General features: G+C 38.6%; 23 protein-coding genes, 1 pseudogene and 1 riboswitch. Of the genes and pseudogenes, 6 read left to right on the top strand and 18 right to left on the bottom strand.

The genetic code is table 11. From position 1 onward, the window contains the following. Positions 1-226 precede the first annotated feature (226 nt). The gene (locus tag ACERJO_RS00410; protein WP_247105138.1) at positions 227-646 is read right to left on the bottom strand and encodes a VOC family protein; all 420 of its coding nucleotides are present in this window, start codon (positions 644-646) and stop codon (positions 227-229) included. A gap of 518 nt (positions 647-1,164) precedes the next feature. Beyond that, a complete protein-coding gene (locus ACERJO_RS00405) occupies positions 1,165-2,016 on the bottom strand; it encodes a LysR family transcriptional regulator (RefSeq protein ID WP_373646234.1) in 852 nt (283 codons plus the stop codon). Between the two features lie 115 nt (positions 2,017-2,131). Between ACERJO_RS00405 and ACERJO_RS00400 the strand changes: the two genes are divergently transcribed. Together ACERJO_RS00400 and ACERJO_RS00395 are read left to right on the top strand one after the other, a co-directional pair. Continuing rightward, on the top strand, positions 2,132-2,461 hold the full coding sequence (locus ACERJO_RS00400; RefSeq protein WP_247105136.1) for a DMT family transporter: 330 nt from the start codon (positions 2,132-2,134) through the stop codon (positions 2,459-2,461). A gap of 1 nt (position 2,462) precedes the next feature. After that, positions 2,463-2,816: a DMT family transporter gene (locus ACERJO_RS00395; protein ID WP_247105135.1), complete on the top strand. Its 354-nt coding sequence runs from the start codon at positions 2,463-2,465 to the stop codon at positions 2,814-2,816. An 86-nt stretch (positions 2,817-2,902) separates the two neighbouring features. On the opposite strand, the gene ACERJO_RS00390 is transcribed toward ACERJO_RS00395, so the two are convergent. The 7 genes from ACERJO_RS00390 to ACERJO_RS00360 all read right to left on the bottom strand — a co-directional run bounded on the left by ACERJO_RS00390 (position 2,903) and on the right by ACERJO_RS00360 (position 10,033). Continuing rightward, positions 2,903-3,445, bottom strand: coding sequence for an NADPH-dependent FMN reductase (locus ACERJO_RS00390; protein ID WP_373646233.1), 543 nt, complete (start codon positions 3,443-3,445; stop codon positions 2,903-2,905). 125 nt (positions 3,446-3,570) lie between these two features. Continuing rightward, entirely contained in the window at positions 3,571-4,605 is a 1,035-nt protein-coding gene (locus ACERJO_RS00385; RefSeq protein WP_373646232.1) for an SDR family oxidoreductase, read from the bottom strand. A gap of 377 nt (positions 4,606-4,982) precedes the next feature. After that, positions 4,983-6,320: a TrkH family potassium uptake protein gene (locus ACERJO_RS00380; protein WP_373646231.1), complete on the bottom strand. Its 1,338-nt coding sequence runs from the start codon at positions 6,318-6,320 to the stop codon at positions 4,983-4,985. 1 nt (position 6,321) lies between these two features. Then, entirely contained in the window at positions 6,322-6,987 is a 666-nt protein-coding gene (locus ACERJO_RS00375) for a potassium channel family protein (RefSeq protein WP_373646230.1), read from the bottom strand. A gap of 66 nt (positions 6,988-7,053) precedes the next feature. Beyond that, a riboswitch (cyclic di-AMP (ydaO/yuaA leader) is annotated at positions 7,054-7,200 on the bottom strand. A gap of 334 nt (positions 7,201-7,534) precedes the next feature. Further along, positions 7,535-8,326 carry an ABC transporter permease gene (locus ACERJO_RS00370; RefSeq protein WP_373646229.1) on the bottom strand — a complete coding sequence of 264 codons (792 nt, stop codon included), beginning with the start codon at positions 8,324-8,326 and terminating at the stop codon, positions 7,535-7,537. Then, positions 8,301-9,281 carry an ATP-binding cassette domain-containing protein gene (locus ACERJO_RS00365; protein WP_247105129.1) on the bottom strand — a complete coding sequence of 327 codons (981 nt, stop codon included), beginning with the start codon at positions 9,279-9,281 and terminating at the stop codon, positions 8,301-8,303. Before ACERJO_RS00365 ends, ACERJO_RS00370 begins: the two co-directional genes overlap by 26 nt. Before the next feature lie 26 nt (positions 9,282-9,307). Next, entirely contained in the window at positions 9,308-10,033 is a 726-nt protein-coding gene (locus tag ACERJO_RS00360; protein ID WP_373646365.1) for a MerR family transcriptional regulator, read from the bottom strand. A gap of 264 nt (positions 10,034-10,297) precedes the next feature. Between ACERJO_RS00360 and ACERJO_RS00355 the strand changes: the two genes are divergently transcribed. Next, entirely contained in the window at positions 10,298-10,603 is a 306-nt protein-coding gene (locus ACERJO_RS00355; RefSeq protein WP_373646228.1) for an ArsR/SmtB family transcription factor, read from the top strand. A 110-nt stretch (positions 10,604-10,713) separates the two neighbouring features. Continuing rightward, positions 10,714-11,616, top strand: a complete 903-nt coding sequence (locus ACERJO_RS00350) for a cation diffusion facilitator family transporter (protein WP_373646227.1) — start codon at positions 10,714-10,716, stop codon at positions 11,614-11,616. Positions 11,617-11,762: 146 nt separating this feature from the next. Here the strand turns inward: ACERJO_RS00350 and ACERJO_RS00345 are convergent, their stop codons facing one another. The 3 genes from ACERJO_RS00345 to ACERJO_RS00335 are packed head-to-tail and all read right to left on the bottom strand — an operon-like array spanning position 11,763 to position 14,188. After that, positions 11,763-12,113, bottom strand: coding sequence for a VOC family protein (locus tag ACERJO_RS00345; protein ID WP_247105126.1), 351 nt, complete (start codon positions 12,111-12,113; stop codon positions 11,763-11,765). Positions 12,114-12,170: 57 nt separating this feature from the next. Next, a complete protein-coding gene (locus ACERJO_RS00340; protein WP_247105125.1) occupies positions 12,171-13,538 on the bottom strand; it encodes an MFS transporter in 1,368 nt (455 codons plus the stop codon). A 59-nt stretch (positions 13,539-13,597) separates the two neighbouring features. After that, the gene (locus tag ACERJO_RS00335) at positions 13,598-14,188 is read right to left on the bottom strand and encodes a TetR/AcrR family transcriptional regulator (RefSeq protein WP_247105124.1); all 591 of its coding nucleotides are present in this window, start codon (positions 14,186-14,188) and stop codon (positions 13,598-13,600) included. Between the two features lie 270 nt (positions 14,189-14,458). Between ACERJO_RS00335 and ACERJO_RS00330 the strand changes: the two genes are divergently transcribed. Together ACERJO_RS00330 and ACERJO_RS00325 are read left to right on the top strand one after the other, a co-directional pair. Next, complete coding sequence (locus ACERJO_RS00330; protein WP_373646226.1) at positions 14,459-15,583, top strand: NAD(P)/FAD-dependent oxidoreductase; 1,125 nt, start codon at positions 14,459-14,461, stop codon at positions 15,581-15,583. A gap of 127 nt (positions 15,584-15,710) precedes the next feature. After that, a complete protein-coding gene (locus tag ACERJO_RS00325; RefSeq protein WP_247105122.1) occupies positions 15,711-16,874 on the top strand; it encodes a nucleoside recognition domain-containing protein in 1,164 nt (387 codons plus the stop codon). Positions 16,875-17,234: 360 nt separating this feature from the next. On the opposite strand, the gene ACERJO_RS00320 is transcribed toward ACERJO_RS00325, so the two are convergent. The 6 genes and pseudogenes from ACERJO_RS00320 to ACERJO_RS00295 all read right to left on the bottom strand — a co-directional run bounded on the left by ACERJO_RS00320 (position 17,235) and on the right by ACERJO_RS00295 (position 23,742). Next, positions 17,235-17,627 carry a hypothetical protein gene (locus ACERJO_RS00320; protein ID WP_373646225.1) on the bottom strand — a complete coding sequence of 131 codons (393 nt, stop codon included), beginning with the start codon at positions 17,625-17,627 and terminating at the stop codon, positions 17,235-17,237. A gap of 93 nt (positions 17,628-17,720) precedes the next feature. Next, entirely contained in the window at positions 17,721-18,425 is a 705-nt protein-coding gene (locus tag ACERJO_RS00315) for an FAD-dependent oxidoreductase (protein WP_373646224.1), read from the bottom strand. Positions 18,426-18,452: 27 nt separating this feature from the next. After that, a complete protein-coding gene (locus ACERJO_RS00310; RefSeq protein WP_247105316.1) occupies positions 18,453-18,824 on the bottom strand; it encodes an iron chaperone in 372 nt (123 codons plus the stop codon). A gap of 48 nt (positions 18,825-18,872) precedes the next feature. Then, a pseudogene (locus ACERJO_RS00305) lies at positions 18,873-19,238 on the bottom strand (SRPBCC family protein); the annotation flags it as partial. A gap of 3 nt (positions 19,239-19,241) precedes the next feature. Next, positions 19,242-19,562, bottom strand: a complete 321-nt coding sequence (locus ACERJO_RS00300) for an ArsR/SmtB family transcription factor (protein ID WP_247105119.1) — start codon at positions 19,560-19,562, stop codon at positions 19,242-19,244. Positions 19,563-19,707: 145 nt separating this feature from the next. Continuing rightward, a complete protein-coding gene (locus tag ACERJO_RS00295; RefSeq protein ID WP_373646223.1) occupies positions 19,708-23,742 on the bottom strand; it encodes an InlB B-repeat-containing protein in 4,035 nt (1,344 codons plus the stop codon). Positions 23,743-23,921: the final 179 nt, after the last annotated feature.

Genomic DNA, 23,921 nt, shown 5'->3' with positions numbered 1-23,921 from the left:
CTACCCCATTATATTCGTATTCCTACCCTTTTTTTCTCCATCATTTTTAGACACACTTCACCCTTTAAAATGATTTTAGAAAAAAACGGCAGTAGAGTATCCATAACCAATAGATAAAAATGAAAGTGATCGTTTCTTCATGACTTGGATACCCCTTTCTTAAATATAATAAGATCGTGAACCATAATTTAACATGCGGTCTACATTTTTTCTAATAATAACATGCTTAATGCATACTGTCGACTTCCGTATCAATTAAAAAGGTCACACCAAATTTATCTGTTAAACTACCGTAACCAGGACTAAATGACGTTTTTTGAAACGGCATCTTCACTTGACCTTCCGGCTGCAAAGCGTCATAAAACTTTTTGGATTTTTCCACATCATTTGTAGAAATACAAATCGTCACTTGATTCCCTTGCTGGACAGGCATCGTGCTAGGGCTATCCGAGAGCAAGATTTCTGACCCTGCTAGACTTAATTTCGCATGCGCCACTAGACCATTTAGATCAGCTGAAGGGGGATCAGGCATGTCCCCATAGGTAATGAGCTCAAGCACATCTGCATCTAACGTTTTTTCATAGTATTGTACTGCTTCCTTACCATTACCATTCATCATTAAATAAGGGCGTATTTTAACAGACATTTTTTGTACCTCCCATATTAAGGCCACAGAAAAAGTATAAATAGACTTTTTCGTGCCTGTTATTTTGATTAGCCATGGCTTCCTATTTCTTAGGGTTCATTCTAACAATCGTTTCAGAAGGCTCGAAAACCGAGTAGCCGTTTGAATTCTCATGGAAATGGATCTCGACTTCATCTCTTCTATTTATATGGTTTTGTTTTAAAATAGAACTTTACTGTTTCATCACACTTAAACTTAGGAAGCTTAAAAGCAATGTTGTGGCCACCTTTAAAGTGAAGCACTTCCTTTTTCAAATGTGTTAACCTCCTCCTTTCTGTAAGAATTTTCTTATAGAATTATCATAAGCGTTTCCTTTAGGCGATATTTCTTGTGGATTGCTCATTTTGCTAAGAAGTTTTTCTTATAGGATCTTAGAATTTTATTCAACTCAACGTGTTGCTTCTTTAGAGAGAAAATATCCTTAAGTAATTTGTTTTCTACAATCATCATCCCAACACTGAAAAGACATTCTCTTTGTATTATAACCCTTGCTCCTTCACTAACTCTGCAAAGGCTTTATATGCCTGACTTGCATATTTTTCTTTTCTTCTGATCAATCCTGTTTCAATCGTTCGGTATTGTTCAGGGATAGCAGTAACATGTAAATCTTCATAAGAACCTGTTAATACTGATTTTGGCAAAATGGTAACTGCAATCCCTTCCTTTACACTACTCAAAATCGTTTCAAGTGAACTGATTTCCATGAAATCATTCAATACGATTGCATCCTCTTGAAACCATTGTTCTAATTTCCTTCTGAACGGACATCCCTTTGGTGACAATGCCCATTTTTGCTCTGATAATGAAGGTACGTCCATTTCCGTTTTTGATAAGAGTACCATTTCATCCGTTTGTACATAATCAAAAGTAAAGTTTATTGAAGTTAAATCACCTGTTACAAAGGCAGCTTCTAATTCATAATTCTTCACCTTCTCCATTAATTCGAAAGGATTTCCCGTTTCTATACGAAGCGCTACTTGTTCATATAATGTTTGATAAGAAGAGATGAGATTCATGAAATTTCCACATGTGACCGTTTCAACGACACCTATTCGCAGAGTTCCAGATGGCATTTCCTCATCTTGCATTACAGTAATTGCTTCTTCAGCCATTTTTAAAATGGTATCCGCATATTGTCTAAATTGCTCACCTTTTTCTGTAATGGCTATCCCTTTCACACTTCTATGAAAAAGGAGTACGCCTAATTCTTCTTCTAACTTACGTAACCTTGTCGTGACATTAGACTGAACATAATCCAAACGTTTTGCTGCACCTGAAATACTTGTTTCTTCTGCAATCGCTTGAAATACTTTTAAATCGCTTAGCTCCATATTTACACCCCCTCATAAACCATCATTTGTATTGATAGCCTAATCACTAATAATCATTATACATAATACAGCATCCTATCTATACTAAAAGAGATTTAACAAAGGAGGGATTTAATTGGTTCACCTTTTTTTAGCATTAACCATTCTTGCTGAACTGACAGGAGCCATTTCTAGCCGATATTCAGACGGATTTAAAAGAATGATCCCTAGCAGTATTACCATTGTTACGATTATTGCTGCTTATTTTTTCTTTGCGGTTAGTCTTCAGTTCGGGTTGAATATTGGTATAGGGTATGCTATTTGGTCTGGTGTTGGAGTTACACTCATTGCCATTTGGGGTTGGATTTTCTTTAAAGAGACTCTGACAAGAGTACAGGTTCTCGGTGTAGGACTTATCATAGTAGGAGTTATTCTACTAGAGATTGGTGTAATGGAGGTGGTTTAGTATGGCACATTTCTATTTGTTAACAGCTATTTTCTTAGAAATTGCTGCAGCTATTGCATCTCGCTATACAGAAGGGTTTACAGCCCCTTTACCAACAACGATTACAATTGTATTCGCTGTAACCTCTTATTATATTTTTTCTCTTAGTCTCAAACATGGGATGAATATTGGTATTGGTTATGCGATATGGTCTGGAGTTGGTGTTTTAACTATAGCCCTAATTGGCGCAACATTACTTGGAGATACACTTACGACTATTCAAATTATCGGAATAATTTTGATTATCATTGGTCTTTTTTGTGTCCAGCTTGCTGGGAAAGCAGAAGATACTGAAAAGGTATCATATTCTGAGTGAAATAATACTGTGTACCGATTTTCATCGCTAATCGAGTAGGAGGTTAAACCTACTACTCGATTACCTTGCATCCAAACATTCCCCAACTAACTATTTGACGTAATATGGCCTTTTAAGGAATCGAGCAATTTTTGCAACGATTCAACTACTTCTTCTCTAACATACTCGCCATTCTCATTTAGTTTACTATTTGCACCAGAAATGAGGAGCGTCCACTCATTAGGCACATGCGCTTGAAGCATACTTAGATTCAACTGCAATGCTTGATGCGCATGCTCCCCTCCTCCAGAAGACGTGATGACAGCTACTGGTTTTTCGTATAAAGTAGCTGATGATACTAACCATTCCAAGGCATTCTTTAAGACTCCTGGTACCCCTTTTATATATTCTGGTGTACAAATAACGACGCCATCTGCTTGATCCAATAGAGATCGAAATGATTGGACATCAGATGGGGGGGTTTCTCCATCTAAATCTGGATTAAAGTGAGGTAGCTTGTGTAGCCCGTTATAAATGATGTACTCACATTCAGTTGAAATATGCTTTTGAAGGCTGTTTAGCGTTCTTTGAGTAGATGAATTTTCACGTATACTGCCAGAAAGAGCGACGATCACTTTATTGGCTTTCATGTTCTCACCTCCTCATTCATGCTACACTAACTATCTCACTTACATAATGTTTCTACAATTTTACTGCTTATGGTAAACCTTGAATTTATACTTTAGCTGTATGATCGCAACACCCAACTAATCTATCACTTTTTTTGAGAGAAGTTTGTACCGAATTCTTTCAAACGTTTCATCATATATGAAGGCTCTATCAAAACTTCAGGGAAATATAATCCTGCTTTAACAGTGGGGGCACCAACAAGACCAAGTAAATGTTCTATCCCAACAGCAACACCCAAGGCAGTCATTGGCACTTGCCCTTTTGGGTGAACAATTTCATACCGAAAGTTGCCGAACGATCCGTTATTCTGTTTACCACTCATTTCAATAATCGTTTCAATTGAAAATGGCTCATTTCGTCGTCGTGAAGCAGTTTCCCCCAAGGCAAAATCGAAACGAATGGAATTGGCATTTGTTGCTGCAGCTAAACCTGCGACATCCAAAGGAGCCGAATAGGCTTCTCCATGAAATACTTTACCATCCACACTTTCAAAGTGACTCATCCTATCATCATCAATCGCCCAGATCCATTCCCCATCTTTCAACATTAATGCATAAGGGCCTGCTTTCGATAACCTCTTAAAATCATCATATGCTGCTGGACCACCCATATCCTGTTCATCTAATAATGCCGCTATATTAATTGAATCAATCGAAGAAAATTCCTGAATAATAGAAAGGATCGCGAGCGTTACCGTTCCAGCAAGCCAATAGCTATTCATTAAAATGGGAGCACTTGTAGGACGTTGAACAAAATAGGCGATTTCCGGACTGAGCTCAAAAGCAGCTCCAGAAATATTTTGGTAAGGAATTCCCTCTTTTTGAGCATATTTTAACGAGTGGAGCGACTTATCTTTAATAAACATAGCGATTGCACTAAACTTTTTTTCGCCCGATAATCCTAAATCCGGCCTCTCAAGATCAATCTGCACTACATCGGCGCCACCAATCTGATCAGCTACCTCCTCAGCGTAACGTACATTACGTGCCCCAATCGTTATCGGTAGTTCTGGATGAAGCTGACGCAATGTTTTTGCAGTAGCTGAACCTACGACACCTGATCCTCCGATTAACAAAACGGGTTGTTTCGGTACATTGGACATTTCTAATCGTTCATTCATTTGGCTCATCCTTTCAAAATGAAGTAATACTCTGATAGAAGAAGCATTTCATAACCAGCTTCTTCTACCACCTTAAAGGATGACACCAGTGTCACTGTCAAGAGATTTTTCACTCTAATGAAATTCAAGATAAACCGTATGACTGAATTACGTAAAAAGAAGCAGAATCACCTTCTGCTTCTCACTAGTAAATCAGTTATTTTCACCATTTTATATATAATCTCATCTCATTCTAAAGAAAGGAACCTACTAAGCACTTACTAGGACAATAAATAGATCATAATGAAAAAAGTATTCCTATTAACGAACACATGCCCTAGCCTCCAATGATTCAAGGTACATGTAAAGGATAAATGAAAATAACCATACAACCTACCTTACCCCGTAAACACTTCGCCATCTGGATAACGAATACTAGATTTCTGCGCAACAGCTAAAGAAAACGCTAATGTCAATGGACCAATTCTCCCGATAAACATTAATACAATAATAACTAATTTCCCCACATCTGATAGTTCTCCAGTTAACCCCATAGATAATCCTACTGTTCCAAATGCTGAAAATACCTCAAATACAATTATCAAAAATGGTACACTCTCGGTAATGGATAGGATTAATATCGTTATAAATACTGCGATTAAACTAATTACAACGATTGCTAGTGAGCGAATAATGATTTGATGTCTGATCGTTCGATTGAAAACGACCGTCTCATTTCTTCCTCTTAAAAATGTTAAGACTACCATCATAATAATTAAAAAAGTTGTCAGCTTAATACCACTACCTGTAGATGCACTACCTGCTCCAATAAACATTAACAATAAAATAAACACAATTGTTCCAGCATTTAAATCTCCAATATCGATTGAATTGAAACCAGCCGTTCGAGGAGTCACAGCTTGAAAATAAGAAGCCCATAGCTTTTCTCCTAAACTTAATGTCCCTAATGTTGCTGGGTTTTGGTATTCCAGTACAAAGATAAATAACATCGCCACAATATTAATGACTAAAGTTCCAACTATCATTAACTTTGAATGTAATGACAACTGTTGAAATGTCTTCGTACGCCATAAATCAGATAATACTGTAAAGCCAATTCCACCTGTAATAAAAAGTAATGTAATTAAAATATTCACAACAGGATCACCGACATAGCCCATTAGACTATCAGACCATAAGGAAAATCCAGCATTATTAAAAGCAGAAATAGTATGAAAAATACTAGTGTAGATACCGAATGCCCAGCCATACTCTGGTACCCATCGCATTGAAAGTAAAATGACAGCAGTCAATTCTATTGAAATAGCAAATGCAAATACTATTTTAACAAGACGAACCACTCCCCCCATCGAGGTTTGATTAAATGCTTCTTGTACGAGTATTCTTTCTTTCAATCCGATTCTCTTTCCTAACATAACAACAATCAAAACAGCAAATGTCATCAAACCTAAGCCGCCAATTTGGATAAGTATCATGATGACAATTTGACCGAATACGGTGAAATCAAGTCCAGTATCTAACACGACTAAGCCTGTTACCGTCGTCGCAGAAGTAGCAGTGAACAAAGCGTCTAGCCATCTGATTGGCTCTGTTGTTGCAACGGGTAGCTTCAATAACAAAGTCCCGAGCACAATGGCAAGAAAAAAGCTCAATGCTAATATTTGCGGTGGTGACATTTGAATATTCCGGTGTAAAACTCCCTTTTTATTCAACATATTACATACCTTCTTCTTCAAATCGTTTTAGATCCAATTTATGACCAATCACAATCAAAATATCCTTTTCACGAATAACATCTGCCGGCAGCGGAGAAACATTCAAATCCTCATCACGCTTAATAGCTAAAATCGTACATCCATATTTAGCACGTATATGTAAATCGATGAGCGAACGATTATGTATTTTCTCTGTCGCTAGTAGCTCAACAATACTATAATCATCCGATAACTCTATATAATCTACTATTTTTTCTGATGTTATATGCTGAGCAATTCGAATTCCCATGTCTTGTTCTGGATGAATAATGCGATCTGCTCCAATCTTATCGAGGACCTTATGATGATAGTTATTCTGTGCTTTCACCCATACATTTTCCACTCCCATTTCTTTTAACACTAAGGTTGTCAATATACTTGATTGAATATTATCACCGATTGCAACGATTACGTATTCAAAATTGCGAATGCCCAGAGATTTTAACGCTTTTTCGTCTGTAGAATTTGCTATGACTGAATGTGTTGAAAATGGGGCAATTTCATTTACTTTCACATCGTTGTTATCGATCGCCAATACTTGATGCCCCATTCTATACAATTCTTTACAAACACTTCCTCCAAAACGACCTAAGCCTATGACAGCAAACTGTTTCTTTTTCTCTGCCATCGTTCTCACTCCTTTTTCCACGCAAAAAAGACCATCACTAAGAATGGTCTTCACTTAAGACCTTTCTCTCCAAAACAATAACGCTGACGAGGTTAGCTGACGGATTAGGGACTGAGAGTATCCCCTCTTACTTAGTAAGATTCACCCCAAAGGTGGCATTCACCACCTAAAAATGGTTCCCCCGCTCTAAAACAGATTAAGCGATCAAAAGGTATGCGTGTGATTTAATTTGTACACAGAGAAATTTACTCCTCCTTTCATTTTTTGTCAACACTTATTTATAAATTCATCAAAGACTTATTTTGGTGTATCAGCATGAGTATTAGCGTGCTGTGCTAGTCGGCGCAATCAGATTAGCATGATCAAAATAACTCTATTTAAATGGGATCGTTACAAGATCCTATCCATTGAACCTAGACTTTAAGCATTATATTTAAATTTCCTACATGAATACTAATTTTCCTAAAATTTGCATTTACAAGGTTACTGTTAGTAAGTCCATACTCACTCCACTTGTCTTTTTAGTCATACTTCCGGGAAATTCACATTAGCGATTCCTCTCTGCTCTTGCAAACATCATTGAACCTACTATTGATAAGACTAGAAACAAAACTATCATTACGGATAGATTAACTAGTGGGTGATGCAATACAACGGCATCATATTCTGGTTCTCCCCAATAAAAAACAGCTCTAGCAAAATCAATACAATAAGTCATAGGCATGATTTTCGCCAAGAAACCAAGAATCCCCTCAGAGTGGGTAATGGGAATAAGAGCCCCTGAAAGGAGCAACTGTGGCATTACGAGTAACATAGAACCGGCATCTGCTGTTTTGCTATCACGCACAAAACCAATAAAGAAAATGCCTAATGAAGCTCCAACCATACCTATAACTGGGGTAATTAATAAAAGCCACAGTAAATTCATACCACCCAGGGGGATTTGCATGGCAATCGCAACGATTATTATACCTGCTAATCCAATTAGGCTCATCATTCCAGATCCAATCATCTTACCTAAGATGATTGAATACCGAGAAATAGGGGAGACGTAAAGCCCCTGTGTCATATTCTTGTCACGCTCTTCTATTAACGAACTCATTCCACTAATTGTTTCCAAAAACAAACTATTAACGATCATACCAATCATCACAAATTGCAAATAATGAAATCCGATTCCCTCTCCTAAATTTTGAGCCAAGCTCCCTCCCAATATGCCAAGAAAGAGAATTGGAAAAACAAGACTAACAACAAAGGGAACAGGACTTCTGAATGCCCTGATAAATTCCCTAAACGTAATCGCAGTCATTGCATTAAATTCCCTTATAGCTACTGACATCTGTATCACTCTCCTTATCCATACGTATCATCAAATTCATGTAAGCCTCCTCCAACGTTGGTTCCATCACTTGGAGCTTTTTCAGTGGTGAATTAATTTGTGCTATCAGCCGTTGAGGTGTCTTAGTTCGATAGACCACTTTTAAGCCATCAGTTGTTTCTGAAAATTCTGCTCCCAGATTTGATAATTCAGATTTTAATTCATTCTGATCATCCGCATCAATATACATGCTTTTTTCAACCATTAGTCTATTCTTTATTTCATTAGGCTTACCATACATCGCTATTTTCCCTCGATGGACCAGACACACCTTATCCGCAGCCTCTGCCTCAGCTAAATAATGAGTCGTTAAAAAAATAGTTATATTCTTTTCTTTACGAACCTTTTGGATATAATTCCAAAAAGAATAGCGACTAGCTGCATCCAATCCTTGTGTCGGTTCGTCCAAGAATAGTATTTTGGGCTGATGCATTAAGCTTCGAACAATTTCTACTTTTCGCCTCATCCCTCCCGAGAATGTATTGAGCTTCTTGAAAAGGGCTTCACTCATGTCCATCATCTCAGCCAATTCTTGAAGGCGCATTTTGTACTCTCTAGGCATAAGACGATATAGTGGACGATAGCCATAAATCCCATATAAACTCACATGAAGACGAATGTTCTCCTCAAATGTTAATTCTAGGTCTACACTAGGGTTTTGAAACAAAATACCAATACAACGACGAGCCTGCTTAGCCTCCTTATCTACATCGTAGCCTGCAATCATCACTTCTCCAGACGTTTTAGATAAGATCGTTGTCAGAATAGAGATCGTCGTTGTTTTCCCGGCACCGTTCGGGCCAAGAAAGGAGAAAAACTCTCCTTCCTTCACTTCAAAACTAATATGATCTACAGCATGCTCTTTAGAGTTACGGTACTGTTTGATCAACTTGTTTACTTTAATAACTGATTCCATTAAACCTCCCCCAATCCTAATAAAGTCTACTCGGAATAACTAACAGAAGCGGCATACAAATAATAACTTAATCCAATTTGTTGTTCCTCCAACATATTTTTGTGAAATTCATCGTTTATAAAAAACCAAGTCGATTCCACAAAGCCTTTCTCATCGAGCTCCATAATATGTTCGTTAATAAAGTCGATATGGTGAGCGATAAGATGCTTCACCCTTTCATCATCCACACTCCACCCCTCTTTTAACGCAAAAGCCATTTTACTCATGAACTCTTGAGACTCTCGTGCGGACTCATCCAATTCGTTACTCGTTATATCATCTGTTGGAATTTCATATTCATAGTGTTCGTTCAAATACTCATTTTGCTCGTTCATCTGTTCTTGCCACTGTTCTTTATTTAGACCTTTAAACATCTTATGTTCATCCATCTTTTTTCCCCTCTCCTCAAAATGAATCGTTTCGTTAATCGTTTCTAAAATAAGATTGATGCGCTCTCTTTTCTTTTCCATCAATACTTTTTGTTCCATTAATACTGTGTAACGATTATTTCTTTCACCTAATATCGTTTGAATGGCCTCTAGTGAGAAATCTAATTCTCGATAAAACAAAATGTGTTGTAATCTTTCAAGCTGCTCCTTTCCGTATAACCGATAGCCAGCCTCCGTTACTTCACTAGGTTCTAACAAACCAATCTTGTGATAATGATAAAGCGTTTTAATCGTGATTCCCGTCAAATCAGCCACTTGTTTCACTGTTAACAACTTGACTCACCTCCCTATACATAAACAATAGACCCCTACCTAAGGTAAGGGTCAACGGTTATTTTATATTTTTTTATTTATGATTAAAAATAAAGATGAATATCAATATACAACCTTAACAAACTCTCATCAACTTTTCATATTATTCTTAAGAAAATCTTGTATTAACATTACAGGAAATTTTAAGATCATTCTAGTATATTAAATCATATTATGTTAATATGAACACATGATCATATTTATAAGGAGTGCAAAATGATGTTACATCATACTGACCTTGATAAAGAAACCCTATTTATCGTCTCACAAACGTTTAAGGCTCTTGGGGACCCTACCCGTATAAGAATTTTGCATTTATTATCTGTAAAAGAATGCTCCGTTGGCGAAATTGTAGAACATTTATCATTAGGACAATCGACCGTTTCTCATCAGCTACGGTTTCTTAAGAATTTGCGCCTTGTTAATTCTCGACGAGTTGGAACATCTATTTACTATTCTCCCGAAGATGAGCATGTCATGGAAATTCTTGAAAAGACCATCCAACACTCAAATCACGATTAAAAGGTGTTCATCCCCCTAATGAAATAGTGCTTTTTAGGACTATCAATAAATGACACCTTATACATGAATATATGTTCATATATAAATAATTATAATAAGGAGAGATAATAATGGGACAGCATCACCATCATCATACTGGACAAGTGAATAAAAGAAATTTAATGATCGCAATGGTGATCATCGGAAGTTGGATGTTTATTCAGTTTATCGGCGGTCTTTGGACAGGGAGCTTAGCGCTTTTAGCTGATGCGGTTCATATGTTTAATGACTTCTCTAATTTGTTGATCAGCTTAGTGGCTATTATTCTTGCCTCAAAAGCAGCAACTCGAAAACGTACGTTTGGAAACCATCGATTTGAAATCTTAGCTGCTCTATTGAACAGTGTCGCTTTATTAATCATTTCCGTATTTATTATACGAGAAGCAATTGACAGGTTCATGTCGCCTCAAGAAGTAATGGGAGGAGCGATGATATTCATTGCGTTCATTGGACTTATAGCTAATATTGGCGCTATGTTTGCTCTAATGCGAGGGGATGTGAAGGATAACCTTAATATGCGAGGCGCTTATTTGCATGTACTAAGTGATACCTTAGGCTCTGTTGCTGCTATTGTAGCTGGAATCATCATTTACTTTACTGGATGGTTTGTAGCCGATCCGATACTAAGTATCATCATTGCGATCATGATTTCTTTTACAGCATTTTCCTTATTAAAGGAAACGATTCATATCCTATTGGAGGGAACACCGAAAAATATCCATTTACAAGAGGTTGAGAATGCTTTACTTCAAGTAGAGGGTGTCATCAATATCCATGATTTACACGTATGGACGATCACATCTGGTATCAATAGCTTAACTGCACACCTCATCATTGAGCCTTCCTATTCAGAAAAGCATCATGATATCTTGTTACAAGCGAATCATTATATAAGGACAAAGCTTCACATTGAACATAGCACGATTCAAATCGAAAAGGAGGACTTGAGAGTGCAAGAACATTCAATGATTTAAAAGTAAAAGAAAAACGTAGAAGCGTCTTGCACTTCATCGCCTAATGCTAGTTCACTTCTACGTTTTGTATGGCAAAGTAACAGGTCGATGCTCCCGACTATACGCCTTAATTTTCCTAACTCTTTTCTAAAGCAGCCTTTAATACTTTAAATGCCCTTTCTTTTAATCACCTCAACAGTAAATCCACCTGGGGCTTTAACGTAAAAGGTGTATCCGTGAGATTCTGCTGGAGAACCGACCTGATAACCATCCTTTTTCAAGCGTTGGTTAATGCGATCAACATCTTCTCTACTCTCTTGAGGGAAACCAATATGAAATGTTTTAGGGTACTGAACATCTTTCCCCTGCATTAAAGTCAAGACAAACTGATCGTCGTCATACATCACAGCAAATCCTTTTCCAGAAGGACTGCCGGACTTCATATGAAAATAAGTTTCCAAGAACTCCCTTGTAGCATCCACATCATTGACTGTTAAATTCAAATGGCTTAGCTTCATGTAACCACCTCCTTTCACCATCAATTACAAAATTGCTTAAATCGTTGCTGTCACCTTTTATCCTTCAAATTCGTGTAAACTTTTTTTAGGATTCATTCGCAAACGATAGGAGTAGATAATAAAAACCGTTACACACAAAATCGCCAAAGCGAGAAAGAGGTTACTGAAAACCGAGCCCGACAAGTGAGGTGACAATGGATTCCATGAACGACTTGTTTCAATGTCAATGACTCTACTATAAATTCCAATTGCAATCGAACCGGCAATAAAGTTTTGCATCATTAACAGCCCCATGCCAATACCGGATTGATTTGCAGGTAATGTCAACGAGATCGCCCTCGACATTACAATTGCCATAAAGGATTGGCCTAAGTACCCTAATATAAGGAAGCAAGCGATGATCCAAACATTTGCACCAATAAAGGTGGACAATAATAAAAAGCACGAACACAATAAACTCGCAGCAACAAAAAATAGAACATTTGGACCCTTTCTATCTGCTAACTTACCACCTTGCCGATTAAGAATTGCCGTAACTGCTGCAGCAGGCACCATGACCAAACCAATGATGCTCGCTTGAAGAGTGTGTACCTCTGCCAGAAAAAGCGGAGTTGTAAAAAACAACGAATAGCCAATTCCTGTAACAATAAAAGCTAGAATAAGATAAAATCGGTACTCACGATTTTGAAAAAGCTTCGGTTGTACGAATGGATCTTTAGCATAACGAATCCGAGCGATAAAAGAGATGAGCGCTACCCCTCCTCCAATCAACCACGCTATATGGATCGTAGCCGATAATAAGATTTGCGCTACACTTAATGCAAGCAATGCACCTCCCAACCAATCAATCTTTGTTTCCACCACCTGTTCATCTCCAAGAAGCTTCAAATAGATTGGTAAGGTAAACACCAACAACAGCGGAATAACAAACAACCAGCGCCAATCCAAAACACTGACAACCATTGCTGAAGTGATTGGACCGAGTGCACTTCCCAATGCGAGACCAGCAAATACAGTTCCCATTGCTTTCCCTCGTTGTTCTATTGGATAATAACGAATCGGGATGAGTGTCGCTGTCGCGGGAATAGCAGCTGCCCCGATAGCCTGTATGCTTCTTGCAACAAGCAACAACCAGTAGGAAGTCGAAAAGAAGCCAAGCAAAGAAGCTAAACAGAATACAACTAATCCAAATGTCAACAAATACTTTAATTGATAACGGTCGGCCAATTTCCCATAGATAGCAGTGCCAATTCCATATAAAAGCGTATACGAAGAAGTAACCCAGCTCACCTGAGAACTCGTAAGTTGAAATTCTTCTCGAATTAACGGAAGAACGAAATTAAAAAGCAAAACACTCATAGAAGACAAGGTCACCGTTAACATGACGACCATTAGCAACGTTTCATTGTGTTTCTTCATTATCATTTTCATCACCCTCTTATTAGAAAGTCTGTACTGACTGACATTATCATTTGTAAAAATAACTAGGGGGTTACTCCCCTAGTGAAAAGAGTCACACTTTCTTTCAATAATTCCTTGAATTCTTTATCAGAAAACTTGGAGTCTTCATTCATTCGTCCTTGTGCCAAACCAAAATTCATATACAAAAAAGTAATCGCTACTTTTTCTTCATCCAGGTCATACAGCTTATCTTGCTTTTTCATTTCCACAAAATAATTAGTTAAAAATTCCTGCAATGCTTTCGGATGACGATGCGCATACTGATGCAGTTCGGGAAGATTTTTGCCAACCTTCATAATGACGCGCAACATCTTACGGTTTCGGTACATAATTCTGTGGTAATTCTCACTAATCAACCACAAATCATCCTCTATATTCCAGCTTAACTCACGGTCAAAAACCTTACGCATTTCATCCGCGTAATGGTAGCGATCAATGGCCTGCTCCAATAAGTTTTGCTTACTTTTGAAATGACGAAACAACGTTTTTTCACTAAAACCAGCTTCTGCTGCAATTTCTTCTGTTGTAACGCCTTCAAAGCCATTTTTCGAAAATAGTTCAATTGCGGCATCCATTATCTTTTCAGAAGTTGCTTTTTTTCTGTTTGAAACCATACACTATCATCCTTTTATTAATGTCAGTACTGACTTACCTTTATCATATGCATTACCAAGTCAGTTGTCAAGGATTAAATTTACCAATTTTCTTACCACCAGTTACTTTTATCATTTGCATGGTTAAGAGAATTTCTATTATGAACGTACACCTCCATTAGTCTATTATAATCTTGAATAACATGCTTAAGATTGACAAAATGACAAAAGTAGAGAATAATATTACGTGATAAATCGTAATAATTACGTTTTATTAGAAAGGGGATTACATTGAATCGTAGACTTTATTATGACGTTATCATCGTTGGAGCGGGCCCTGCTGGTATAGGATTAGGGGCACTATTTAAACAAATGGGACTGAAAAACTTCCTCCTATTAGAACGTGATGCAATTGGAAGTTCGTTCAAAAAATGGCCAGAGGAAACACGATTATTAACCCCCTCATTCCCAGGACATGGATTTGGGCTTCTAGATTTAAATGCTGTTGTTCCTTCTACTTCACCTGGCTACACATTTCAAACCGAGCATTTAAGTGGAGAAGAATATGCCGATTATTTAGAGGCTGTCGCACAGCATTTCGAACTCCCCATAAAATTTGGGGTCCACGTAACAGGCCTAGACAAGTTGGAAGAAGGCTTTGCCATTGAAACGCATGATGGTGACTATGAAGCAAAATTTGTTGTATGGGCTTGTGGAGAGTTTCAATATCCTCATAACAATGGATTCCCTGGTGCAAAACTGTGCCTACATACTAGTAACGTTGCTTCATGGGGCGATATTGAAGACGATGAGGTGATCGTTATCGGTGGTTATGAAAGTGCTATCGATGCCGCCATCAACCTCATTCATTATGGAAAGAAAGTAACTGTCTTATCTAGAGGGGCCGTATGGGAAGATGATAACCCCGACCCAAGCATTGCATTATCACCATTCACCTTTGATCGTCTGAATGAAGTAATAGATGATGAAGCACTAACCTTAAAAGGGAACTGTACCGTCAATCGTGTTGAACAAACCGAAGAAGGCTACCTCATTTCTTTAGAAGGTGGTGAAGTCATATTTAGCTCTTCACGCCCTATATTAGCGACTGGCTTTAGAAGTAGTCTATCCTTAATAATTGAGCACTTCTCCTATGATGAAAACAACATGATTAAATTAACGGAATTAGATGAATCAACGGTTTCAGAAGGGCTGTTTCTTATTGGACCACAAGTCCGACATAAAGAAGTGATCTTTTGCTTCATTTATAAATTTCGCCAACGCTTTGCTGTTGTTGCCAGAGAAATCGGTAAGCAGCTCGGAATGGAATTAAATGACGAGGTGTTTGAGGAATATCGTCGATCAAACATGCTGCTTGATGACCTTTCTTGCTGTGACAATTCGTGTCAATGCTAAGACATTTTTTTCTCTTTCGATTAATTTCAATATTGGGGAGAACCGAAAAAATATTAACCAGAGGCCACTGAAGAAGTACAAATTGACTTTTTGAGTACCCATTGTATGAAGTAAGGAGACAGCTGCTATGAGCGAAACAAGAAAAGAAACGCCTCCGTATTCTTTAAATAAACGAACGATGAAATTCCCAAAGCTTCCGTTTACTAATGGAAAAGCAGTGCTCTCATTACTTATAGTCATTAGCATTTACGGACTTCCGGTCTATGCCGCTTACTTACTCGCAAGTGCATTAGAGCCAATGTTCGAACGAGTCGTCATTGAACGATTTGAACAATTATTCTCTCATTCACCTTACCTTATCGCTCAAATATTTGTAGGAGACTTCGGCTTACTGACTCTAGGTATGTATTCGTTCTTGTGGGCATTTCCTGTCGTTTTATTCGTTGGAGCAAGTATCGCTTTCACTGAAGAAATTGGCTTAAAGGATAAAATAACAAGTGAAATGACCCCGCTATTACGAAAAATCGGATTAAGCGGAAGAGATTTCATCCCTATACTAACAGGATATGGTTGTAATGTTGTTGCTGTTCTCCAAACGAAATCCTGTCATGCTTGTTCAAGAAAACAGTGCATATCGATGATATCCTATGGATCAGCATGCAGCTATCAAATTGGTGCGACGCTCTCTATTTTTAGTGTCGGGGGGAAGCCATGGCTTTTTATTCCGTACTTGTTCGTTTTACTAATTGTAGGTGTATTGCATACGAGAATTTGGTACCCAACTTCTAATAAATACGAGGATTATTTCATGCCTACATCACAACTAAACAGAGGTAGCTTAAAGCAATTCTTTCATAAAATAAAAGGTTCAGCCTCTCAATTTTTCCTTCAAGCCATGCCGATCTTTTTCATTATATGTATCATCGCTTCGATCTTAAATGGGTTAGGACTCATTGCTAAACTATTGTCATGGGTAGAGCCGGTCTTATCCTTCTTATCTATTCCTGTTGATGCAAGTGTGGGGTTGCTGTTCTCCATCATTCGAAAAGATGGTATTCTTTTATTTAATCAAGGTGGCGGTGAACTCGTATCAGCGATTTCAACGGTTGAATTATTTATCATTGTCTATTTAGCTTCGACATTATCAGCATGTCTAGTCACAATATGGACGATCGGGAAAGAAATGGGTTCCATATTTGCAATAAAGCAAGCTTCTAAACAAGCGACAACATCAATCATTTCGTCATTAGTTATATTATTTCTGTATAAAATGATTGTTTTTTTTATATAAACAGGCTGTGAATGATGAAAGGAAAATATATGCTATTTTCTTTAGGGCATGTTTGACTATCACTTCTTCGTGTAGAGAAGAACATAACGAATATAAATTCAATAACCTAAGGATGCGTTCTGAAAATGGCTAAAATTGCAACAGTCATCACAGACATGTTCGAAGGTGTCGAGATACTTCACCGGTAGAAGAATTCGAAGGGGCGGGACACGAGGTCGGCACTTTCGAAATGGTGAATCGCTACGGTTATTATCTTAATAATATATGAGTCTTATTCAATTAGGGCACTGAAAAAGTTGGGTTTATAACTTTTCCGGTGTCCTTTACGTAACGTGATGCCGTTACCTCTTCATTTGAAAACTATACCAGCATCATTATCTCAATGATGATACTTAAAGCTCCCAATATAAACAAAAGTACAGCGATCCAGTCAAGTTGATAAAAGCCTTTTAAAACAACTTTTCCCTTCTCTGATTTCGGATTGAAATAGACTAAGCACTGCATACCTAAATTTTTCTTAGGTATAGTCCCAACGGTAACAGTTATCCCTTCCATAGAGGTTACATCATACTGTATACCTTTATATTCCAACCTAATTCTATAATTATATCCTTCAAAGCCGTACAGCCCCTTTGCTCCGCGTACATAACCTATAACTTCTCCTTCTACTAATTTCCCCGTCAAAACATACTTCAGTTTCAAGAAAATAAGAATAGATGAGATCATACAAAGAATGAAGCCGATAAAAATCATCAAAGCTTCTCCCCTCTCCTTTTCCTATGTTAAAAACATGATTGGTTTTCTATTTATGTGAATCTCTCCCTCTGAAAACCTATTTAGAATCTACTAATACCCATAAAATGTATCCTTTTTAATATGTCGCTTACGTATATTCTGACTCTGTAAGTAAGTCGTTGTCGCTGCTACCATTGACTTCGGTCCAGCAACGAAGAATCGACCATTATTCGAATATGAGCTTATACACTTGTCCAATGCCTTGTTTAAATCATCTCTTTGATCAAGGTAGGTTACTTGAACGGATGTTTTTTTAGCGAGATCATCTAATTCCTCTTGAAAGAGGTGTGGCTTAGTACTCTCCAGATACAACAATTGAACTTGTGTATGACTAAGATGATCTGCTTCGATTTGTTTGATCATCGATCTAAATGGGGTAATACCAATTCCTCCAGCTATGAGCACTGTTGGGGTATTCTCTTTAAGGTAAAAGGAGCCTACAGGTCCAGCCATTTTAATCGTATCTCCATCTTCTAAAGACAATATCGCTTTCTTAAATTCACTCGGTTGTTCGCTCACTTTCATCGTCAATTGAATTATACCTTCCTCAGGGAAAGATGCGATTGTAAAAGGACGCGTGTGATCTTTGATTTTTTGATGCGTGATCGTAAATAAGCCGTGTTGCCCAGCCTTCCAAGTGACATCCTCTGCCTTTTCAAAACGAAACGTATAAACACCTGCTGATTGTTGAAAGCTTTCGATAAAAGGCAGCTCTCTTTTTTTAAAGATAGATACCATATCTTGAAAAAACGCCATCTCATTCACTCCTTTTCAATTGGTTCATTACTTCCTCCAAAACGTTGTACAGTTTGCTTTGTCCCAAATATTAAAATCAATCATTTTCGCCAAGAGATCATAATCGACTTCACGATTCCACGGGATTCGAATCATTTCTTTCGTATACTCATACCCCGCTTTTCGTATGTCCTCTTCAACGTGTTGAATCGCTATCTGTTCAGGAGCAACAGCTAAATGTTTTTTTGAAACACTAAATCCAATGATAAACGTGCCATGATCCGTAAACATCGGTTGATTCCATTTGATGACTGTTTCTAATTTCGGGTATGTTTCTACAATCCAGTTAAATAGTTGTTCCGTTCTTTCCCTATGCGTCTCATGGTCAATTCCTTGTAGAAATTCTGTAAAATCCGCCATACGGTGACCTCCCTTGCCAGCGGGTGATTTCTCTCCTAGCACTTTCTGAAGTTCTTCAACTTTGTAAGCCCAGCCATATTTCGCACCGTTATAGGCTTGGCCTTTTTCATCAAATCCGATATGGTCAAGGTGTACATGTGTTGTGTCACCGTCTTCTGTTAAAGTCCATGTTACGACCGTATCTATTGATCCGCCTATCCATGTATAGGATAAGGTATGAGGCTCGTCGATAGCTAACACTTCACAATCTACGACTAAATCAATTTCCTTATTCCAAAACTGACACTTATATCCGACTATTGGTTTGAAATTGTTTTCCATCACCCATTGGGCAAGTGTTTCAGATTGCGTTAATGCTTTCCACACTTTGTTAATCGGACTTTTAAATTGAAAATCTAACGATATCTCTGCCATTCCTCATTCCTCCAACATATTTTTAAGTATTGCGGCTCGTTCACTCCAAAATTGTTCATAAAAGGACAACCAGTCTCGCACTTCTTGCAAAGGCTCTGGGTTCAATCGATACTTCGTTTCCCTACCTGATTTACGATTTGTTACTAAATTCGCTTCTCTTAGGATCATTAAATGCTTTGAGATGGCTGTACGCCCCATATGAAAGTGAGGAGTTAGTTCATGTAAAGGTAGCTCATCGGTATTTGCCAATATACGTATTAATTTACGTCTTGTTGGATCTGCAATCGCTACAAATACATCTCGTTTTTCATTTGTTTTGTTCAAAGCGCTCCCTCCTAATACGACACTAAATGGTGTCTAATTCATTATATGACACCATTTAGTATCTAGTCAACTAATAGAAAACAAGCAATCAAAAAAGAGCTATACCACACATTGTGCAGTATGCCCTTAATTGGAACTACTTTATTTACTTTCTCATTCCTTTCATACTATGACGCCGATACGATAAGAACATGATCATACCTGCTATCAACAGCATGACTCCCATCATCATTTTGTTGTATGACTGTGTAGCCGTCATCGGTAATGATTCACCTTCATCGTTTTCTTCTAGCTTCTGATCTTCTATGACTTCTTCGTGTTCAGGTTTTCCTTCACTTACGGACTCTTTAGGCTCATCTTCACTAATAACCTCTTCAAAATCACTTGGGTGAAAAACAGCAAATGTACTAAAATGACTTGTATTTGCTTGAATAGAACCATTGCTGTAAATTCCACCAATCCATTCCCATTCTTGTGTATTAGGATTGAAGTAATACACTTGAAGTTCATCTCGATTCATTCCATCGCTATTCACTAGAAAGGATAATTCTATCTCATGATCAAATACACTGATCAATTCCCCATCCTGAAAAATATTAAATTGATAAATCGAACTAGTTGCTCGGTCAGCATAAACGAGTTCAGTTAGCTTTTGACCCTGTCTTTGTAAAGTGAGATCTAAGCCTTTATCTGGATCAAAACGCGCAAAAGGAATTTGCAAAGACACATCCTCCTTAACGACCTGAACAAACACTCCTTTTTCCTGCAACTGCTGTACTTGCTTTTGAGTAAATCTTACTTCAGTTACATCATCTAGCTCATCTTCTAAGGTAACAATGAGAACTCCACCATCATCCAGCATTCGAATCGGCTCATCATCCATTGTCACGTAATCATTGATTCTAGTCAGTTGGGCGGTGTCGGTTGGCACTCTTCTTAGCACATCGACCGTGTACGCCATTGTTGAGCCATCCTCGGATGTGATTTCAATTAATAGTTTATTCATTCTTTCATCTAGTGAGATAGGACTTGATGCTTGACCGCTCACTATCTCATTTCCATTGATTGTCACCGTTGAGCGTTCATCTTGAAGACTTGGTGTAAAGGTAATGGATGCCACGTGATGTCCAACCTCCACCGTATAATGAGTCCGTTCAGCTTCAAATACGGGGCTTAATATACCATTACTAATGACTAACTCGCTTAATAAAGCATTGTTGCTTCCCCATTGCGCATGCAAGGTAATCGATTCTACCTCCATACGAAAGGTATCACCAGGATTAAAAGTAGTACCACTCCCGTCGGCTTCCGTGTTCCAGCCGACAAACGTATAACCCGTTCGACTCAACGTATGAGAATCCGCTACCTCCACTTCACTTCCATAACTGAAAGACTCAGGTTTTGGGGGACTTCCACTTTCCTCACCATTCCCTTCATAACGCAACTCGTAATGATTAACCGACCACTTCGCATATAACGTCACATTTCCTTCACCTTGAGTAAATGTGTCGCCTTCCCTATACGTTTCGCCACTCCCATCGGCTTCCGTGTTCCAGCCGACAAACGTATAGCCCGTTCGGCTCAACGTATGAGAATCCGCTACCTCCACTTCACTTCCATACACAATCTCTTCCGGTTCCGGCGCACTTCCTTCATCATGCCCGTTCCCGTCATAACGCAACTCGTAGTCATTTACCGACCACTTCGCATATAACGTCATATCTCCTGCACCCTGGGTAAACGTATCACCTTCATTATAGGCTTCACCACTCCCATCGGCTTCCGTGTTCCAGCTGACAAACGTATAGCCCGTTCGACTCAACGTATGAGAATCCGCTACCTCCACTTCACTTCCATAACCGAAAGATTCCGACTCTGGAGGACTTCCACTATCCTCATCGTTCCCTTCATAACGTAACTCGTAGTGATTAACAGACCACTTCGCATATAACGTCATTGCTCCTGCACCTTGGATAAATGTGTCACCTTCCCTATACGTGTCGCCACTCCCATCGGCTTCCGTATTCCAGCCAACAAACGTATAACCCGTTCGACTCAACGTATGTGAATCCTCGACCTCCACTTCACTTCCATACATATTCTCTTCCGGTTCCGGTGCACTTCCACTATCCTCAGCGTTCCCTTCATAACGCAACTCATAGTGATTAACCGACCACTTCGCATATAACGTCATAGCTTCTGTACCTTGGATAAATGTGTCACCTTCCCTATACGTATCGCCACTCCCATCGGCTTCCGTGTTCCAGCCGACGAACGTATAGCCCGTTCGACTCAGCGTATGAGAATCCGCTATCTCCACTTCACTTCCATAACTGAAAGATTCCGGTTCTGGGGGACTTCCACTTTCCTCACCGTTCCCTTCATAACGTAACTCATAGTGATTAATCAACCACTGCGCATATAACGTCATAGCTTCTGTACCTTGCGTAAATGTGTCACCTTCCCTATACGTGTCGCCACTCCCGTCGGCTTCCGTGTTCCAGCCGACAAACGTATAACCCGTTCGACTCAACGTATGTGAATCCGCTATCTCCACTTCACTTCCATACACAATCTCTTCCGGTTCTGGTGCACTTCCACTTTCCTCACCGTTCCCTTCATAACGTAACTCGTAATGATTAATCAACCACTGCGCATATAGTGTTACATCTTCTATCCCGAGGCTAAATGTATCGCCCTCTCGATACGATTCACCGCTTCCATCCGCTTCGGTATTCCAGTCGTCAAACGTATAGCCGCTCTTCGTCAAACCACCTGCCCCTTGTACGGTTACGTCTTTGTATTTAGGATACGGATATACTTGAGTATCTGTTGACCAGCCATCTTCTGCACCATTGGCAGCATACGTCAAATCTACCGTTGTAAGAAGATGCGGATACCCATTATTCCCTGTCGAATCGATCTTCCAAATCAAATCAAAATCCCACGGCTCATCAAGTCCTTCTACATCGACATCTGTATAAGTCACAACATCTTGCAATTCACTCGTTGATTTAAATGTGCCGTAACCGTTATCAGCCTCTCCATCGGAATAAAAGCTGTTTTCAACCCTTACATTATTACGAAAATCAAAGCCGATTACACCACCAACATTTTCGCTTCCCATCACATGACCGATTGAATACCCTTTGTTTATTTTTCCACTTGACATTTCTCCAACAATTCCACCAACACTTTTGCTTCCTTCAACATTACCGATCGTATATACATTTTCAATAATACTACTATTTATATCTCGCCCTACTAAACCACCGACTTCGCTTTCACCTTGAACGAAAGTATTAGTATGTGAATATTGAATAACCGCTCTACCACTAAAAGAATCATTTAAGCCTACCAGTCCACCTACACCAGTATTTGAGGATATCACTTCCCCTGAGGCTTGAGCAAATTGAATGGTACCGGCATTATTCCGGCCAACGATACCACCTATATGTCCACCATCATTCTGGAGTGAACCTTCATAAGTAACATGCTGTATCAATCCAGCATTCCTACCGACCACACCACCAACAATTCGATATCCGCTACTTATAACCCCCTCTTTTATCGTAACAAATTGCACAGTCCCACTATTGTCCCCTACAATACCGCCTATATAGAGTACATGAGTACTATTATCCGTCGCAGTATCTCTAGTCACTCGGAGACCATCCACGGTCACATGTTGAATAAGTCCATTGCTATGTCTAGCAATACTCCCCGTCGCTGTATATTCTGTCACAATGTCTACATCAGAAAGGACAAGATTTTCAACGACCCCTTCTTCCCCAATTTCTTCAAACAACCCAGCTCCATTACCGTTAATCTTTAGCCCACTTATTTCAAAACCAACACCATTGAACGTGCCAGTGAATGATCCTGATCCCCTACCAATTGGTAGCCATCCAGCTTCCTCCCATTGCTCATACCCCGTTCCACCAGGTGATAAATAAGTGCTTAAATCAATATTATCTCCCAAATCAAAATGTCCGTCCAAATGAAAGCGGACGTTATTAAGCTGTTCGGCTGTTTCGATTATATATGGATCATCCACCTCTCCGCTTCCTGAGGCAAATTCGACATCATTCGCTAAGCCATTGTACGCAATTATATAAAATGAAGTAAAAATAAATATAATAACCAAAATAAATAAGCCTATCTTAACTCGATTCCCCAAAACACAAATCTCCTCCCTAAATAAAAAAATGATTGATCCTTCCCTATCTGTTGTTCAGTAATCGACACCTTCTTGTACATAGACTATCACTTCAAACTAAAGAGAAATTAAATGAAGTTTAAAATTAAATTAAAATAGTCGATTTATAATAGCCTGCTAGTTATGTAATAATATAAAAT

It is taken from the genome of Halalkalibacter sp. AB-rgal2 (genome assembly GCF_041821005.1).
Lineage (GTDB): Bacteria > Bacillota > Bacilli > Bacillales > Bacillaceae_D > Halalkalibacter.
Note: the sequence above shows the minus strand (reverse complement) of the source record. Positions and strands in the feature narration are given on the sequence as shown.

Coding starts and splice junctions, on each gene's coding strand:
- ACERJO_RS00365 (WP_247105129.1), bottom strand. CDS start 9,281: ATGGAATCAGTTATTAAAGTAAACAAGTTGATCAAACAGTACCGTAAC.
- ACERJO_RS00315 (WP_373646224.1), bottom strand. CDS start 18,425: ATGGCGTTTTTTCAAGATATGGTATCTATCTTTAAAAAAAGAGAGCTG.
- ACERJO_RS00320 (WP_373646225.1), bottom strand. CDS start 17,627: ATGATTTTTATCGGCTTCATTCTTTGTATGATCTCATCTATTCTTATT.
- ACERJO_RS00350 (WP_373646227.1), top strand. CDS start 10,714: ATGGGACAGCATCACCATCATCATACTGGACAAGTGAATAAAAGAAAT.
- ACERJO_RS00340 (WP_247105125.1), bottom strand. CDS start 13,538: ATGATAATGAAGAAACACAATGAAACGTTGCTAATGGTCGTCATGTTA.
- ACERJO_RS00395 (WP_247105135.1), top strand. CDS start 2,463: ATGGCACATTTCTATTTGTTAACAGCTATTTTCTTAGAAATTGCTGCA.
- ACERJO_RS00375 (WP_373646230.1), bottom strand. CDS start 6,987: ATGGCAGAGAAAAAGAAACAGTTTGCTGTCATAGGCTTAGGTCGTTTT.
- ACERJO_RS00335 (WP_247105124.1), bottom strand. CDS start 14,188: ATGGTTTCAAACAGAAAAAAAGCAACTTCTGAAAAGATAATGGATGCC.
- ACERJO_RS00325 (WP_247105122.1), top strand. CDS start 15,711: ATGAGCGAAACAAGAAAAGAAACGCCTCCGTATTCTTTAAATAAACGA.
- ACERJO_RS00410 (WP_247105138.1), bottom strand. CDS start 646: ATGTCTGTTAAAATACGCCCTTATTTAATGATGAATGGTAATGGTAAG.
- ACERJO_RS00385 (WP_373646232.1), bottom strand. CDS start 4,605: ATGAATGAACGATTAGAAATGTCCAATGTACCGAAACAACCCGTTTTG.
- ACERJO_RS00370 (WP_373646229.1), bottom strand. CDS start 8,326: ATGTCAGTAGCTATAAGGGAATTTAATGCAATGACTGCGATTACGTTT.
- ACERJO_RS00355 (WP_373646228.1), top strand. CDS start 10,298: ATGATGTTACATCATACTGACCTTGATAAAGAAACCCTATTTATCGTC.
- ACERJO_RS00310 (WP_247105316.1), bottom strand. CDS start 18,824: ATGGCGGATTTTACAGAATTTCTACAAGGAATTGACCATGAGACGCAT.
- ACERJO_RS00380 (WP_373646231.1), bottom strand. CDS start 6,320: ATGTTGAATAAAAAGGGAGTTTTACACCGGAATATTCAAATGTCACCA.
- ACERJO_RS00405 (WP_373646234.1), bottom strand. CDS start 2,016: ATGGAGCTAAGCGATTTAAAAGTATTTCAAGCGATTGCAGAAGAAACA.
- ACERJO_RS00390 (WP_373646233.1), bottom strand. CDS start 3,445: ATGAAAGCCAATAAAGTGATCGTCGCTCTTTCTGGCAGTATACGTGAA.
- ACERJO_RS00345 (WP_247105126.1), bottom strand. CDS start 12,113: ATGAAGCTAAGCCATTTGAATTTAACAGTCAATGATGTGGATGCTACA.